The organism is Streptomyces sp. NPDC031497, assembly GCF_055580905.1.
In genome coordinates this window covers 132,273-147,509 of sequence record NZ_JBVIKO010000007.1, presented here as the reverse complement: position 1 = coordinate 147,509, position 15,237 = coordinate 132,273, and the positions used below count along the sequence as shown (strand labels likewise).

Sequence of the window (15,237 nt, the reverse complement as noted above, 5' to 3'; positions counted from 1 at the left end):
CCTCCGACCGAGCGCCCCCCTGATCCCTGATCCCCTACCCCAGTGGATGCGCGGCCAGCAAATCCCCCAGCGCCTCCTCATGGACCCCGGCCCCTCCGAGCGCCAGCTCGATCTGCTTCGCCCAGGCGTGGTACCGGTGGAGCACGTACTCCGTGTCGGCCCCGAAGCCCCCGTGCAGATGCTGCGCGGTCTGCACCACCCGCCGCACCCCCTCCGCCGCCCAGATCTTCGCCACCGCCATGTCCCCGGCCGCCGGCAGCGCCCCGGCCGCCCCGGAGGCGATCCGCCACGCCGCCTGCCACAGCGTCGCCTCCATGGCCCGCAGGTCGATGTACCGGTCGGCGGCCTGCACGGCGACCGCCTGGAACGTGGCGACGGGATGCCCGAACTGTTCCCGCTTCCCCACGTACTCACTGGTCATCCGCAACACCCGCTCACCCACCCCGAGCGCCAGCGCACACGTCCCGGTCGCCAGCAGCTCCCGCAGCCACTCCCAGGCCCCCGCCGCGGTCACCACATCCCGCCCCGCGACCCGCGCCGACTCCAGCCGCAGCTCACCGAGCCGTTCCCCGCTGGTCGACACCTGCTCGGCGAGCGTGACCCCGTCACCCGACGGCGCCACCAGCGCCAGCACGCTCCGGTCGCCGTCGGTATGCGCCGGTACGACGACGAGATCGGCGTCGTACACCCACGGCACCGCCGTCTGCACCCCGTCCAGCACCCAGAGCCCGTCCTCTCGTCGTGCGGTCACCGCCAGGTCGGCCGGGTCGTGCCCGGTGCGCCCGCTCGCGGCGACGGTCAGCACCAGCTCGCCGCGCCCCGCCCGCGTCAGCAGCCGGCCCCCCAGCTCCTCGTCCCCGTAGGCCTGGACGGCCGCCAGGGCCGCGCTGTTCTCCAGCAGCGGTACCCGGGCCAGCACCTTCGCCGACTCCCGGAGCACCAGGCAGAGCGCGATGGCGTCCAGGGCCGCCCCGCCGTACTCCTCGGCCGTCAGCAGACTCAGCAGGTCCGCGGCGGCCAGCCGCTCCCACAGGTCCCGGTCCATGTGCTCGGCCACGGCGCCGGTGGTCAGCGCGGGACTCGGCACTGCGTCCGGTGCCACCCCGGCGAACACCCCGCGCGCCGCCTCGGCCGCCGCCAGCTGCTCCTCGGTGAAGGTGAAGTCCACGGTCCTGTCCTCCCGGCGGGTCCGCTGATCTGACGGTCCGTCAAGATAGAACAGGTCCTGGAAGAAGGGAACCGAAAACCTCTGCGATCACCAGCTCCTTCCGTCGTAGGCTGGCGCCCGCTGCCCGCCGACGGGGGACGGGCACACGAGGGAGGACACATGGGGATCCGAAGCCTGACCCGCACCGAGGCCGAGCGCCGGTCCGCTCTGATCACGGTCGAGCGGTACGACGTGGACATCGACCTCACCGCCCTGCCCGGCGGACCGGAGATCCGGTGCGTCTCCACGGTGGCCTTCGGCTGCGCCGAGCCGGGCGCCGAGTCCTTCGTCGACTGCGCGGCCGAGGTCCGCTCCGCCACCCTCAACGGCACCCCTCTCACCCCCACCGACGACGGCCGGATCCCGCTGCCCGGCCTGGCCGCGCACAACGTGCTGCGCGTGGAGAGCGTCCAGGCCGACACCACGGTCAGCCCGGGCGTCCACAAGGCCGTCGACCCCGCCGACGGCGAGGTCTACGTCTGGACCAGCTTCGAACCGGACGAGGCCCGCTTCGTCTGGGCCTGCTTCGACCAGCCCGACCTCAAGGCCCCGCACGCCTTCACCGTGACCGCCCCGGCCGCCTGGACCGTCCTCAGCAACTCCGGCGGCCCGCGCGTCGAGGAGCAGGGCGCGGCCCGCCGCTGGAGCTTCCCGGACACCCCGCCGCTGTCCGTGTACAACACCGTCGTCAACGCGGGCCCTTTCCACGAGATCCGCCGCGAGTCCGACGGCCACGACCTCGGCGTCTTCGCCCGCCGCTCGCTCGCCGAGATCCTGGAACGCGACGCCGACGAGATCTTCACCCTCACCAGCCAGGGCCTCGCCTTCTACGCCGAGGCCTTCGCGATGCCGTTCCCGCAGCGCAAGTACGACCAGGTGTTCATGCCCGAGTTCGGCGGCGCCATGGAGAACTACGGCTGCGTGACCTGGTCGGACATGTTCCTGCGGCGGGCCGCGCCGACGCCCGCCGAGCGCGAGCTGCTCGCGATCGTGCTGCTGCACGAGATGGCACACATGTGGTTCGGCAACATCGTCACCATGCGCTGGTGGGACGACCTCTGGCTGAACGAGGCCTTCGCCGAGTTCGCCTGTCACTGGGCCGCGGAGGGTGCCACCCGCTACACCGACGTCTGGGCCGGCCACCTCGCCGGTGGCAAGCTCAAGGCCTACCTCTCCGACCAGGGCCCGATCTCCCACCCGATCCACCAGCCCATCCACGACGTTGCCCAGGCCGCGTCGATCTTCGACAACATCACCTATCCCAAGGGCGCCTCCGTCCTCCACCAGTTGATGACCTACGTCGGCGAGGACCGGTTCCGCACCGGCATGGCCGCCTACTTCGCCCGCCATGCCTGGGGCACCACCACCCTCCAGGACCTGATCGACGCCCTCGCCGAGGCGAGCGGCCGGGACCTCGCCGGCTGGCGGAAGGCCTGGCTGGAGACGGCCGGCACCGACCGCTTCACCCTGGAGCACGACGGCGACACCGTCACCCTCGTCGCCGACGGCACCCCGCGCCCGCAGGTCCTGGCGGTCGGCGCGTACGACCGCGACGGCGACGCCCTCGAACGCACCGCCCTGGTCCGCGTCGAGGTCACCGAGGACCGCACCCCGGTCACCGGCCTTCCCGCCACGTCCGACCTCCTCCTGATCAACGACGACGACCTCACCTTCGCCACCACCCGCCCGGACCCCGCCACCCGGGACACCCTCTTCCGCACGGCGGCCCAGCTGCCCACGGCCATCTCCCGGGGCGTGGCCGTCGCCACCGTCTGGGACATGCTCACGGCCGGCGAGGCCACGCCGGCCGAAGCCGGACGGTGCCTCACCGCGGTCCTCGCCGCCGAGACGTCCGACGCCGTGATCGAGCCCTTCCTGACCCTTGTCACCGACATCGCCGAACTCTGGGCCCCGGACGCCGACCGCCCCGCCCTGACGGAGGCCGCGGCCGAGGCCTGCCGGCGGCTCGCCGACGACCCGGGCCGCCGCCAGGTGGCCCTGCGCGGTCTGGCCCGCACCGCGACCGGTGCCGAGGACCTGGCCTGGCTCAGCGACCAGGCCGGTGACGACACCGACCTGCGCTGGCGCGCCCTCGGCCGCGAGGCCGAACTCGGCGGCGACGTCACCGCCGAGTCCGCCGCCCTGCTCGAACGCGACCCCGACCCCGACGCCTGGGTCCGCGCCCTCACCGTCCGGGCAGCCACCCCCGACCCGGCCGCCAAGGCCGAGGTCTGGCAGCGGCTGGCCGTGGACCGCACGGTGCCCGTCCAGTCGGTCAGGGCGGTGGCGGACGCCTTCTGGCGCCCCGGCCAGGACGCCCTGCTCGCCCCCTACGCCGAGCGCTATCTGGCCGCGATCCCCCAGCTGGGCCAGGGCGGAATGATCCCGGCGATGATCTACACCTCCGCGCTCTTCCCGTCGTACGCCATCGACTCCGCCTACCTCGAGAAGGCCCGGCAGGCGGCCCAGGACGCGGCCCCCGTGGTCCGCAAGACGCTCCTGGAACGCTCCGACGCCGTCCGCCGTATGCTCCACGCCCGGGCCGTGAACGCCTGATACACCCGCCGTACCCGCTACACCCGATGTGACCGGTCCCGGGGCACATCCACAGTTTCGTGGGTGGGGCCCACGGGTTCAACCGCTGTGGAAAACCTTCGGCGCGGCCTGTGGACAACTCGCCCGGCGGGGGTCCGCGGGCCGCTCTCGTCCGCCGTACGACCTGCTGTGACCTGGGTCGTAGGGTCCGGCGGGGCGCTGCGGGGACCGCGGCCGAGGCCGACCGGAGTGGCGATGGCCACGCTCCCGGGCCGGTCCCCGGGGCTGCGCCCGGCGGCCAGGGCTGAGTACCGTTCCGTGCGAGTGCCGGGCAGCGGCACACCGGCCGGTCCAGGATGGGCCCTCCGGACGACACGGGACGACACGGCGGGATCGGGGAACGGGGCGTAATGGACGCGTACGACGGGGACTCGGACGTCCGGCGGGGGCCGGAGGGTCCGGGCGGGCCGCGTCCTGATCCGGGACCTTTCCCAGAGTCCGGTCCGGAGCAGCCGACCCTCGGCACCCGGCAGCCCCCCGCCGCCCCCCGTACCGGCGTCGCCGCCCTCTCCCCTCGCTACCAGGTCGGCGCGGCCCTCGCGCTGGCCCTGGTCGCGGTCGCCGCCTGTGTGCACCTCGGGATGGTGTTCCTGAGCCTCGCGCCGGCGAACACGGTGACGAAGCAGCACGGCAAGGCGATCGAGGAGTGGGTGTACCCGGAGTTCGAGCAGAACTGGAAGCTGTTCGCGCCGAACCCGCTCCAGCAGAACATCGCCGTGCAGGTGCGCGCCGACGTGCGGATGCGGGACGGCACCACGACCACCACCGGCTGGAACGACCTGTCCGCGCAGGACGGCAGGGCCATCGACGGCAGCCTGCTGCCGAGTCACACCGTGCAGAACGAGCTGCGCCGGGCCTGGGACTTCTTCGCCAGCACCCACGGCACCGACAACCGCCCCGTCGGCCTGCGCGGCTCCCTCTCCGAGCAGTATCTGCGCCGGATCGTCGTGATGCGCATGTACGAAGGGGACGCGACCAGCGAGAAGGGCACCATCGAGCGCGTCCAGGTGCGCTCCAGCACCACCAACGTGCCCCCACCCAACTGGAGCGGAGAAAAGGTCTCCGACACCCCCGTCTACCGGGTACTGCCCTGGTGGACGGTCACGGCGGACGAGGCCGACGGAGGTGTGCGATGAGCCGCCTCGCCCTGTGCCTGTCCCGTGCCATCGCCCGGGTCACCGAGTCTGCGCTCGGCCCGTACCAGACGGCCGTCGTACGCATCGGCTTCGCCGGCACCTGGCTGCTGTTCCTGCTGCGCGAGTACCCGCACCGCCAGGAGATGTACGGCCCCGACGGCCCCTGGAGCTTCGACCTCGCCCAGCAGCTGACCTCGGACAACCACGCGTTCACGGCGCTGCTGGCCTCCGACGGCCGGGCCTTCTTCGAGGTCTTCTACTTCCTGGCCGTCCTCTCCAGCGCCCTGCTGGCGGTGGGCTGGCGCACCCGCACCATGTCCCTGCTGTTCATGGTCGGCGTGCTGTCCCTGCAGAACCGCAGCGTCTTCATGGGCGACGGCGGCGACAACGTGCTGCACCTGATGTCCTTCTACCTGGTGTTCACCCGCTGCGGCCAGGTGTGGTCCCTGGACGCGCGCCGGGCGGCACGCGCGCGTGCCGGGCGGCAGCAGGTCACCGACCGGGTCGGACCGGCGCTGTGGGCGGTGTCCGGTCTGCTGCTGGTCCTGGCGGCCCTCACCGGCCGCACCGGCGGCGGCTGGCTGGTACCGGCCGTCATGTGGGCGACCTGGGCGGGTGCCGCCCTGTGGTGGGCGGCGGGCCGCTGGGCGCGCACGTCCGAGCCGCGGATCCTGCTGGACGTCATCGCCAACATCCTGCACAACGGCGCCCTGTTCGTGATCATGGCCGAGGCGTGCCTGATCTACGCCACCGCCGGCTGGTACAAGATCCAGGGCTCCCGCTGGCAGGACGGCACCGCCATCTACTACCCGCTCCACCTGGACTACTTCTCGCCCTGGCCGGCCCTGGCCGACCTGCTGTCCGCCAACGGCACGCTGGTGATGCTGGTGACCTACGGGACGGTCATCGTCCAGGTCGCCTTCCCGTTCACGCTGTTCAACCGCCGGGTCAAGAACGTGCTGCTGGCCGCGATGATGGCCGAGCACGCGGTGATCGCGGTCGTTCTCGGCCTGCCCTTCTTCTCGCTCGCCATGATCGCGGCGGACTCGGTCTTCCTGCCGACGGCCTTCCTGCTCGGGGTCGGCGACCGCGCGTCACGCACGCGTGACCGTGTCCTGCGGCGTAGCGCCCCCGCACTGCCGCCCACGCGCTCGCCGGAGACGGAGGAGCAGCCCCGCGTAGGCTTCGGGGCATGACCGACCCCCTGGACCACTGGGCGCGGCTGGCGGGCTCCGCCGTCCTCCTCGACGGCTTCCACGCCCTCAAACACGCCCTGCGCTTCGGAGCGGAGGTGCCGGTGGCGGTCACCACGGACCGGGCGGCGGCGCTGGCCCTGGCGGACGAGCTGGCGCCGGACGTACGGGAGGCGCTGGCCGCGCTCCTGACGGAGGTGCCGTCGCCGACGTACGCGTCTCTGGTTTCCCGCCCGCACCCCACGGCGGTGGCCGCCCTGGCCGTACGGCCGCCTCGCGAGGCCAACCTGCGTGAGCTGGCCCGCGTCCCGCGCACGGCCCCGGTCGTGGTCCTTGACGAGCCGCGCAACCTGGGCAACGCGGGAGCCGTGATCCGCTTGGCGGCCGGCTTCGGAGCGACGGGCGTCATCACCACTGGAACCCTCGACCCCTGGCATCCGACGGTCGTCCGGGGCGGCGCGGGCCTCCACTTCGCCACGGCGGTGGAACGGCTGACGGTGGCCGAACTGCCGTCGGGCCCGCTGTACGCCCTGGACCCGGAGGGCGAGGACATCAGGGCGGTGAAACTCCCCGACGACGCGATCCTCGCCTTCGGCTCGGAGCGGACCGGGCTGTCGGGGGAGCTGCGCGCGCGTGCCGACCATCTCCTACGGCTGCCGATGCGCCCTCAGGTGAGCAGCTACAACCTGGCCACCAGTGTTGCCATGACCCTGTTCCACTGGAGCGCCCCGTAAGGGGGCTGGGCCGAGGCGTCCCGTCAGGGGCGCGGGGCTGTTCTGGAGATGCGGCTGCCGCCGCGTGGGCGCGACCAGCCGCGACGGCGCCGCACCGGCCACGCAACCGTCCGCCACTACGGCGGCACCGCCCGGCTCGGCACCGCCGATCAACGCCGTCGTGGCGGAGCGCCGTTGCGGCGGCCAAAAGGGTGGCGGCGACAGCCAGGAACGGAGCCCGCCGCTGACGTCGGCCGGTCGCGCGCCCCGCGCGCCTACGCCTCCCTGCGCACCTCGATCACCCGGAACCGGCTCGCCACGAACGCTCCGTCGCACAGCGCGGCGTTCGCCGCCGGGTTTCCGCCCGAGCCGTGGAAGTCGGAGAACGCCGCCGTCTGGTTGACGTACACCCCGCCGACCAGGTTCAGCGACAGCTGGGCCGCCTCCTCCAGGCAGACCTCCTCCACGGCGCCCTCCACGTCCGCGTCGACGGTGTACGCGCCGACCGTCATCGCGCCCTTGTCCCGGACCGTCCGCCGCAGCAGCTCCACCGCGTCGGTGGCCGAGTCGACGGCGACCGCGAAGGACACCGGCCCGAAGCACTCGCTCATGTACGCGGCCTCGTCGTCAGGCTTGGCCCCGTCCAGCTTCACGATCACCGGCGTGCGGACGACCGCGTCCGGGAACTCCGGGTTGGCGATCTCCCGGGAGGCCAGGGCGACCTCGCCGAGTCCGGCGGCGGCCTCCAGGCGGGCCTTGACGTCGGGGTTGACGATGGCGCCGAGCAGCGCGTTCGCGCGGGCGTCGTCGCCGAGCAGACCGTCGACCGCGCGGGCGAGGTCGGCGACCACCTCGTCGTACGTCTTGGGGCCCTCGTCGGTGCGGATGCCGTCGCGGGGGATCAGCAGGTTCTGCGGGGTCGTGCACATCTGGCCGCTGTAGAGGGAGAGCGAGAAGGCCAGGTTGGAGAGCATCCCCTTGTAGTTGTCGGTGGACTCCACCAGCACCGTGTTGACGCCGGCCTTCTCCGTGTAGACCTGAGCCTGCCGGGCGTTGGCCTCCAGCCAGTCGCCGAAGGCGGTCGAGCCCGTGTAGTCGATGATCTTGATTTCCGGGCGGGTGGCGAGCGTCTTCGCGATGCCCTCGCCGGGGCGTTCCGCGGTCAGTGCCACCAGGTTCGGGTCGAAGCCGGACTCGGCGAGCACCTGCCGGGCGACCTGCACGGTCAGGGCGAGCGGGAGCACCGCGCGCGGGTGCGGTTTCACCAGTACCGCGTTGCCCGTGGCCAGGGAGGCGAACAGGCCGGGGTAGCCGTTCCACGTCGGGAACGTGTTGCAGCCGACGACGAGGGCGATCCCGCGCGGGACCGGCTTGAACGTCTTCGTCAGCGCGAGCGGGTCGCGCTTGCCCTGCGGCTTTGACCACTCGGCCGTGTCGGGGGTGCGGACCTGCTCCACGTACGCGTACGCCACCGCCTCCAGGCCGCGGTCCTGGGCGTGCGGGCCGCCCGCCTGGAACGCCATCATGAACGCCTGGCCGCTGGTGTGCATGACCGCGTGCGCGAACTCGTGCGTCCGGTCGCTGATCCGCTTGAGGATCTCCAGACACACCACCGCGCGCGCCTCCGCGCCCGCGTCGCGCCACGCGCGCTGGCCGGCCTTCATGGCGGGCAGCAGTGTGTCGACGTCGGCGTGTGGGTAGGTCACGCCCAGTTCGATGCCGTACGGGGAGACCTCGCCGCCCAGCCAGTCGTCGGTGCCGGGCTGGCCGAGGTCGACACGGCTGCCGAGGAGGGCGTCGAAGGCGGCCTTGCCGGCCGCGGCGTCCAGGCTGCCGTGCTCGCCGTAGGCCTTGGGGTGCTCGGGGTGGGGGGACCAGTACGCGCGCGTGCGGATCGCCTCCAGCGCCTGGTCAAGCGTGGGCCGGTGCTTGGCGATCAGCTCGTGCACGGTGAGTTCGGCGGTCATGCGGGACCAACTCCTCGTCTGATGAGCTCCCCTTCGAGCTCATGACCTGGGCGGAAACGGCCGGACAGAGCTAGAGTAACCGAACGATCGGTCGGGACAAGGGGGCCTGCCGCATCTGTGGAAAACCCCGTGCGGGAGGATCGCGCACATGACAGCACTCGACCTCAGCAGCCCCGTGGGGGTCGCCGGCGCCGGCACCATGGGCCAGGGCATCGCCCAGGTCGCACTCGTCGCGGGCCATCCCGTACGGCTCTACGACGCCGTCCCCGGGCGGGCCGGGGACGCTGCCGCGGCGATCGGCGCCCGTCTCGACCGGCTGGTCGAGAAGGACCGGATGACGGCCGCCGACCGGGACGCGGCCCGCGCCCGGCTGCTGCCCGCCGAGGAGCTCACCGAATTCGCGGACTGCACCCTGGTCGTGGAGGCCGTCCAGGAGCGGCTGGAGGCCAAGCAGGAGCTGTTCCGGGCCCTGGAGGACATCGTCGACGACGACTGTCTGCTGGCGACCAACACCTCCTCCCTGTCGGTGACCGCCATCGGCGGCTCCCTGCGCAGCGCCGCCCGCCTGGTGGGCCTGCACTTCTTCAACCCGGCCCCGCTGCTGCCGCTGGTCGAGGTCGTCTCCGGGTTCGCCACCGACGTCACGTCGGCCACGCGCGCGTACGAGACCGCCCGCGCCTGGGGCAAGACACCGGTCGCCTGCGCGGACACCCCCGGCTTCATCGTCAACCGCATCGCGCGGCCCTTCTACGCCGAGGCGTTCGCGGTCTACGAGGCGCAGGCCGCCGACCCGGCCACCATCGACGCGGTGCTGCGCGAGAGCGGCGGCTTCCGGATGGGCGCCTTCGAACTGACCGACCTGATCGGCCAGGACGTCAACGAGTCCGTCACGCACTCCGTGTGGCGGGCCTTCTTCCAGGACGTCCGCTTCACGCCCTCCCTGGCCCAGCGCCGGCTCGTCGAGTCCGGCCACCTCGGCCGCAAGACCGGGCACGGCTGGTACGACTACGCGGACGACGCCGAGCGCCCCGAGCCGCACACCGCCGAGCCGGCCGACCGGCCCGCCTACGTCGTCGCCGAGGGCAACCTGGGCCCGGCGGCCGAGCTGCTCGCGATGATCCGCGAGGCGGGCATCCAGGTCCGCGAGGAGGACGAGGACCACGGCACCCGCCTGGTACTCCCCAGCGGTGGCCAGCTGGTCCTCGCCGACGGCCAGACCTCGGTGGAGTTCCGGGACGTCGTCTACTTCGACCTGGCGCTCGACTACCGCCGCGCCACCCGCATCGCCCTGTCCGCCGGACACGACACCCTGCACCAGACGCTCGGCGAGGCCATCGGTCTCTTCCAGGCGCTCGGCAAGCAGGTCAGCGTCATCGGTGACGTCCCCGGGATGATCGTCGCCCGTACGGTCGCCCGGATCGTCGACCTCGCGCACGACGCCGTCGCCAAGGGCGTCGCCACCGAGGAGGACATCGACACCGCGATGCGCCTGGGCGTCAACTACCCGCTCGGCCCCTTCGAGTGGAGCCGCCGCCTCGGCCGCGACTTCGCCTACGACCTCCTCGACGACCTCCATCTGCGCGACCCGAGCGGCCGCTACGCGCCCTCCCTCGCGCTCTACCGCCACGCGTACGCCACCGAGAAGCGGGAGGGCGCCTCATGACCACCGCCAAGCGCGACACCTACACCCCCGAGACCCTGCTTTCGGTGGCCGTCCAGGTCTTCAACGAACGCGGCTACGACGGCACCTCCATGGAGCACCTCTCCAAGGCGGCCGGCATCTCCAAGTCGTCGATCTACCACCATGTCTCCGGCAAGGAGGAACTGCTGCGCCGGGCCGTCAGCCGCGCCCTGGACGGCCTGTTCGGGATCCTCGACGAGGAGGACGCGCGCGTGGGGCGTGCCGCCGACCGCCTGGAGCACGTCGTGCGCCGCATGGTCGAGGTGCTGATCGCCGAACTGCCGTACGTTACGCTGCTGCTGCGGGTGCGGGGCAACACCGACACCGAGCGGTGGGCGCTGGAGCGGCGCCGGGACTTCGACCACCGGGTGGCCGAGCTGCTGAAGGCGGCCGCCGCCGACGGGGACGTCCGCGGTGACATCGAGGTGCGCCTCGCGACCCGGCTGGTCTTCGGCATGGTCAACTCGATCGTGGAGTGGTACCGCCCGGACGGGCGCGGCGGGACCGAGCGCGAGGTCTCCGACGCGGTGGTGCGCCTGGTGTTCTCGGGGCTCCGCGCGGCCTGACCCCGGCCGTCCGGCGTCAGCCGCCCGGTCCCAGGTCCTCCTCCTCGAACACCAGCAGGGTGCGGGTGCTGAGCACCTCCGGGATCGCCTGGAGCCGGGTCAGCACCAGCTCGCGCAGCGCCCTGTTGTCGGGCGTGTGCACCAGGAGCAGGACGTCGAAGTCGCCGCCCACCAGGGCGATGTGGTCGGCGCCGGGCAGCTGCCGCAACTCCTCGCGCACCGTGCGCCAGCTGTTCTGGACGATCTTCAGCGTGATGTAGGCGGAGGTGCCGTGCCCGGCCCGCTCATGGTCCACCCGGGCGCCGAAACCGCGTATCACCCCGTCCTCGATCAGACGGTTGATACGCGCGTAGGCGTTGGCGCGCGAGACATGGACACGTTCGGCGACCGACCGTATCGAGGCCCGGCCGTTCGCCTGGAGGATCTGCAGGATGTCCTGATCAATGGCGTCCAGCGGGCGCGCGGGCGGCAGCGCGGCGCGGTCCTGCGGGCCCTCGGCCATTTGTTCAGGTGGCATGTCCCCCCGCCTTCCTACCATGGACGTAATGCGTTCATTCCAGGCTGTGGAGAACCGTTTGTCCACAGCCTGGAGCCGCCTGTAGCCAAAATGTGCTGACGACCGAACAATCGGTAGGTGAGACGGCTCACAGCCGACCCGTCTCCCGTAGCCACCCCCACGAGGAGGTGCCGTCATGACGGTCCTGGAGCAGCGAGGCGCGTATCGCCCGTCGCCGCCGCCCGCCTGGCAACCCCGGACGGACCCCGCGCCCCTGCTGCCCGACGAGCGGCCCTACCGCGTCCTCGGTACCGAGGCGGCCGCCAAAGTCGACCCGGAGCTGCTGCGCCGGCTCTACACCCGACTGGTGCACGGCCGCCGGTACAACACCCAGGCCACCGCCCTCACCAAACAGGGCCGCCTCGCCGTCTACCCGTCCAGCACCGGCCAGGAGGCCTGCGAGGTCGCCGCCGCGCTGGCCCTGGAAGAGCGCGACTGGCTCTTCCCCAGCTACCGCGACACCCTCGCGGTCGTGGCCCGGGGCGTGGACCCCGTGGAGGCGCTCACCCTGCTGCGCGGCGACTGGCACACCGGCTACGACCCCTACGCCCACCGCGTCGCCCCCCTCTCCACCCCGCTCGCCACCCAGCTCCCGCACGCCGTCGGCCTCGCCCATGCGGCCCGCCTCAAGGGCGACGACGTGGTCGCGCTCGCCATGGTCGGCGACGGCGGCACCAGCGAGGGCGACTTCCACGAGGCGCTGAACTTCGCCGCCGTCTGGCAGGCCCCGGTCGTCTTCCTGGTCCAGAACAACGGCTTCGCCATCTCCGTCCCGCTCGACAAGCAGACCGCCGCCCCCTCCCTGGCCCACAAGGCCGTCGGATACGGCATGCCGGGCCGCCTGGTCGACGGCAACGACGCGGCCGCCGTGCACCAGGTCCTCTCCGATGCCGTGCGGCACGCGCGCGAAGGAGGCGGCCCCACCCTGGTCGAGGCGGTCACCTACCGCATCGACGCCCACACCAACGCCGACGACGCCACCCGCTACCGCGGCGACACCGAGGTGGACGCCTGGCGCGACCACGACCCGATCCTGCTGCTGGAGCGCGAGCTGACCGACCGAGGACTGCTCGACGAGGACTTCGCACGGCAGGCGCGCGAAGGCGCCGAGACCATGGCCGCCGACCTGCGCGAGCGCATGAACCGCGACCCGGAGCTCGACCCCATGGCCCTCTTCGACCAGGTGTACGCCGAGACCACCACCCAGCTGCGCGAGCAGCGCGCCATGCTGCGGGCCGAGCTGGAGGCCGAGCAGACCGACCAGGAAGGCGGCCACTGATGACGACCGTCGCCGTCAAGCCCGCCACCATGGCACAGGCCCTCAACCGCGCGCTGCGCGACGCGATGGCCGCCGATCCCGCCGTGCACGTCATGGGCGAGGACGTCGGCACGCTGGGCGGGGTCTTCCGGGTCACCGACGGCCTCGCCAAGGAGTTCGGCGAGGACCGCTGCACCGACACCCCGCTCGCCGAGGCCGGCATCCTCGGCACCGCCGTCGGCATGGCCATGTACGGACTGCGCCCGGTCGTGGAGATGCAGTTCGACGCCTTCGCCTACCCCGGGTTCGAGCAGCTGATCAGCCACGTCTCCCGGATGCGCAACCGCACCCGCGGCCGGATGCCCCTCCCGATCACCGTCCGCATCCCCTACGGCGGCGGCATCGGCGGCGTCGAGCACCACAGCGACTCCTCCGAGGCCTACTACATGGCCACCCCCGGCCTGCATGTCGTCACCCCGGCCACGGTCGCCGACGCCTACGGCCTGCTGCGTGCCGCCATCGCCTCCGACGACCCGGTCGTCTTCCTCGAACCCAAGCGCCTGTACTGGTCCAAGGACGCCTGGAACCCCGAGCAGCCGACGGACGTTGAACCCATCGGCCGCGCGGTGGTGCGCCGCACAGGGCGCAGTGCCACGCTCATCACGTACGGCCCGTCCGTAGCGGTCTGCCTCGAAGCCGCCGAGGCCGCCCAGGCGGAGGGCTGGGACCTCGAAGTCGTCGACCTGCGCTCCCTGGTGCCGTTCGACGACGAGACGGTCTGCGCCTCGGTACGGCGCACCGGGCGCGCGGTCGTCGTACACGAGTCGGGCGGGTTCGGCGGACCGGGAGGGGAGATCGCGGCCCGGATCACGGAGCGCTGCTTCCACCACCTGGAGGCGCCGGTGCTGCGCGTGGCCGGGTTCGACATCCCCTACCCGCCGCCGATGCTGGAGCGCCACCACCTGCCCGGCGTCGACCGCATCCTGGACGCGGTGGCGCGCCTGCAGTGGGAGGCCGAGGGCTGATGGCACAGGTGCTGGAGTTCAAACTGCCCGACCTCGGGGAGGGACTGACCGAGGCGGTGATCGTCACCTGGCTGGTCCAGGTCGGCGAGGTCGTCGCGATCGACCAGCCGGTCGTCGAGGTCGAGACGGCCAAGGCGATGGTCGAGGTCCCCTGCCCCTATGGCGGTGTGGTCACCGCCCGCTTCGGTGAGGAGGGCGCCGAACTGCCCGTCGGTGCCCCGCTGCTGACGGTCGCCGTCGGCGAGGCCACCCCGGTCCCCGAATCGGAGGGCTCCGGCAACGTCCTGGTGGGCTACGGCACCGGGGCACCCCCGGCGCGCCGCCGCCGGGCCCGGCCCACCGCACCGGAGCAGGCCAACGGCACGGCCGGCCGGGCGGCCGCCGTCGAAACGGCGGTCCACGCGCGCGTGCCCGCACCGTCCCCGCTCCCCGAGGGCCCGGTCCCGGTGATCTCCCCGCTGGTCCGCCGGCTCGCCCGGGACAACGGCCTGGACCTGCGCGCGCTGTCCGGCTCGGGTCCCGACGGTCTGATCCTGCGCGCCGACGTCGAGGACGCCCTGCGGGTCAGCGCGGCCCGTGCCGCCACCAAGACCCCGCCCGGTCCGCTGAATTCCTCGGCCGGCCCGGCGGACGCCCGGACCGGCACCCGCACGCCCCTCAAGGGCATCAGGGGAGCGGTCGCCGACAAGCTGTCCCGCAGCCGCCGGGAGATCCCGGACGCGACCTGCTGGGTGGACGCGGACGCGACCGAGCTGATGCGCGCGCGGACCGCGATGAACGCGGCGGCGGGCCCGAAGATCTCCCTGCTCGCGCTCCTCGCCCGGATCAGCACGGCCGCCCTGGCCCGCTATCCCGAGCTGAACTCCTATGTCGACGTCGAGGCCCGCGAGATCGTCCAACTCGACCACGTCCATCTGGGCTTCGCCGCCCAGACCGACCGGGGCCTGGTGGTCCCTGTCGTCCGGGACGCCCATACCCGCGACGCCGAGGCCCTGACGGCGGAGTTCGCCCGGCTGACCGAGGCGGCTCACGCCGGAAGGCTCACCCCGGGCGAACTCACCGGCGGCACCTTCACGTTGAACAACTACGGCGTCTTCGGCGTCGACGGCTCCACGCCGATCATCAACCACCCCGAGGCGGCGATGCTGGGCGTGGGCCGTATCGTCCCGAAGCCGTGGGTGCACGAGGGCGAGCTGGCGGTCCGGCAGGTCGTCCAGCTGTCGCTGACCTTCGACCACCGGGTCTGCGACGGCGGCACGGCGGGAGGGTTCCTCCGTTACGTGGCCGACTGCGTCGAAAACCCGGCGGTACTGCTCAGGACACTCTGACCGCAACGCGCC

Annotated in this window: 12 protein-coding genes; 9 read left to right on the top strand and 3 right to left on the bottom strand. The window is 72.6% G+C overall.

Features of this window, described 5'->3' with window-relative positions; all coding sequences use genetic code 11:
- Window positions 1-34: 34 nt before the first annotated feature.
- Window positions 35-1,168, bottom strand: coding sequence for an acyl-CoA dehydrogenase family protein (locus ACZ5K7_RS16655; RefSeq protein ID WP_468914159.1), 1,134 nt, complete (start codon window positions 1,166-1,168; stop codon window positions 35-37).
- Between the two features lie 159 nt (window positions 1,169-1,327).
- Here ACZ5K7_RS16655 and pepN point away from each other — a divergent pair, with 159 nt between their 5' ends.
- The 4 genes from pepN (at window position 1,328) to ACZ5K7_RS16635 (ending at window position 6,865) form a co-directional block, all read left to right on the top strand.
- Window positions 1,328-3,763, top strand: coding sequence for an aminopeptidase N (pepN, locus tag ACZ5K7_RS16650; RefSeq protein ID WP_468914156.1), 2,436 nt, complete (start codon window positions 1,328-1,330; stop codon window positions 3,761-3,763).
- A 389-nt stretch (window positions 3,764-4,152) separates the two neighbouring features.
- Window positions 4,153-4,938, top strand: a complete 786-nt coding sequence (locus tag ACZ5K7_RS16645) for a DUF5819 family protein (RefSeq protein ID WP_468914153.1) — start codon at window positions 4,153-4,155, stop codon at window positions 4,936-4,938.
- Complete coding sequence (locus ACZ5K7_RS16640) at window positions 4,935-6,134, top strand: HTTM domain-containing protein (protein ID WP_468914150.1); 1,200 nt, start codon at window positions 4,935-4,937, stop codon at window positions 6,132-6,134. Before ACZ5K7_RS16645 ends, ACZ5K7_RS16640 begins: the two co-directional genes overlap by 4 nt.
- The gene (locus tag ACZ5K7_RS16635; RefSeq protein WP_468914149.1) at window positions 6,131-6,865 is read left to right on the top strand and encodes a TrmH family RNA methyltransferase; all 735 of its coding nucleotides are present in this window, start codon (window positions 6,131-6,133) and stop codon (window positions 6,863-6,865) included. Before ACZ5K7_RS16640 ends, ACZ5K7_RS16635 begins: the two co-directional genes overlap by 4 nt.
- A 254-nt stretch (window positions 6,866-7,119) precedes the next feature.
- Here ACZ5K7_RS16635 and paaN read toward each other — a convergent pair whose 3' ends face one another.
- The gene (gene paaN, locus ACZ5K7_RS16630) at window positions 7,120-8,811 is read right to left on the bottom strand and encodes a phenylacetic acid degradation protein PaaN (protein WP_468914146.1); all 1,692 of its coding nucleotides are present in this window, start codon (window positions 8,809-8,811) and stop codon (window positions 7,120-7,122) included.
- 148 nt (window positions 8,812-8,959) lie between these two features.
- Here paaN and ACZ5K7_RS16625 point away from each other — a divergent pair, with 148 nt between their 5' ends.
- Both ACZ5K7_RS16625 and ACZ5K7_RS16620 read left to right on the top strand, forming a co-directional pair.
- The gene (locus ACZ5K7_RS16625) at window positions 8,960-10,474 is read left to right on the top strand and encodes a 3-hydroxyacyl-CoA dehydrogenase (protein ID WP_351695989.1); all 1,515 of its coding nucleotides are present in this window, start codon (window positions 8,960-8,962) and stop codon (window positions 10,472-10,474) included.
- Window positions 10,471-11,058 (top strand): TetR/AcrR family transcriptional regulator, encoded by a 588-nt coding sequence (locus ACZ5K7_RS16620; RefSeq protein WP_450971845.1) that lies wholly within the window; start codon window positions 10,471-10,473, stop codon window positions 11,056-11,058. Before ACZ5K7_RS16625 ends, ACZ5K7_RS16620 begins: the two co-directional genes overlap by 4 nt.
- A 16-nt stretch (window positions 11,059-11,074) precedes the next feature.
- On the opposite strand, the gene ACZ5K7_RS16615 is transcribed toward ACZ5K7_RS16620, so the two are convergent.
- The gene (locus ACZ5K7_RS16615; protein ID WP_450971846.1) at window positions 11,075-11,575 is read right to left on the bottom strand and encodes an Lrp/AsnC family transcriptional regulator; all 501 of its coding nucleotides are present in this window, start codon (window positions 11,573-11,575) and stop codon (window positions 11,075-11,077) included.
- A gap of 175 nt (window positions 11,576-11,750) precedes the next feature.
- Between ACZ5K7_RS16615 and pdhA the strand changes: the two genes are divergently transcribed.
- From pdhA to ACZ5K7_RS16600, 3 genes are read left to right on the top strand one after another with little or no spacing between them, the layout of a single operon-like run.
- On the top strand, window positions 11,751-12,893 hold the full coding sequence (gene pdhA, locus ACZ5K7_RS16610; RefSeq protein WP_351695993.1) for a pyruvate dehydrogenase (acetyl-transferring) E1 component subunit alpha: 1,143 nt from the start codon (window positions 11,751-11,753) through the stop codon (window positions 12,891-12,893).
- The gene (locus tag ACZ5K7_RS16605) at window positions 12,893-13,897 is read left to right on the top strand and encodes an alpha-ketoacid dehydrogenase subunit beta (RefSeq protein ID WP_468914141.1); all 1,005 of its coding nucleotides are present in this window, start codon (window positions 12,893-12,895) and stop codon (window positions 13,895-13,897) included. The genes pdhA and ACZ5K7_RS16605 overlap by 1 nt, the downstream gene beginning before the upstream one ends.
- Window positions 13,897-15,225 (top strand): dihydrolipoamide acetyltransferase family protein, encoded by a 1,329-nt coding sequence (locus ACZ5K7_RS16600; RefSeq protein WP_468914138.1) that lies wholly within the window; start codon window positions 13,897-13,899, stop codon window positions 15,223-15,225. Before ACZ5K7_RS16605 ends, ACZ5K7_RS16600 begins: the two co-directional genes overlap by 1 nt.
- Window positions 15,226-15,237: the final 12 nt, after the last annotated feature.

Coding starts and splice junctions, on each gene's coding strand:
- pepN (WP_468914156.1), top strand. CDS start 1,328: ATGGGGATCCGAAGCCTGACCCGCACCGAGGCCGAGCGCCGGTCCGCT.
- ACZ5K7_RS16645 (WP_468914153.1), top strand. CDS start 4,153: ATGGACGCGTACGACGGGGACTCGGACGTCCGGCGGGGGCCGGAGGGT.
- ACZ5K7_RS16640 (WP_468914150.1), top strand. CDS start 4,935: ATGAGCCGCCTCGCCCTGTGCCTGTCCCGTGCCATCGCCCGGGTCACC.
- ACZ5K7_RS16635 (WP_468914149.1), top strand. CDS start 6,131: ATGACCGACCCCCTGGACCACTGGGCGCGGCTGGCGGGCTCCGCCGTC.
- paaN (WP_468914146.1), bottom strand. CDS start 8,811: ATGACCGCCGAACTCACCGTGCACGAGCTGATCGCCAAGCACCGGCCC.
- ACZ5K7_RS16625 (WP_351695989.1), top strand. CDS start 8,960: ATGACAGCACTCGACCTCAGCAGCCCCGTGGGGGTCGCCGGCGCCGGC.
- ACZ5K7_RS16620 (WP_450971845.1), top strand. CDS start 10,471: ATGACCACCGCCAAGCGCGACACCTACACCCCCGAGACCCTGCTTTCG.
- ACZ5K7_RS16615 (WP_450971846.1), bottom strand. CDS start 11,575: ATGCCACCTGAACAAATGGCCGAGGGCCCGCAGGACCGCGCCGCGCTG.
- pdhA (WP_351695993.1), top strand. CDS start 11,751: ATGACGGTCCTGGAGCAGCGAGGCGCGTATCGCCCGTCGCCGCCGCCC.
- ACZ5K7_RS16605 (WP_468914141.1), top strand. CDS start 12,893: ATGACGACCGTCGCCGTCAAGCCCGCCACCATGGCACAGGCCCTCAAC.
- ACZ5K7_RS16600 (WP_468914138.1), top strand. CDS start 13,897: ATGGCACAGGTGCTGGAGTTCAAACTGCCCGACCTCGGGGAGGGACTG.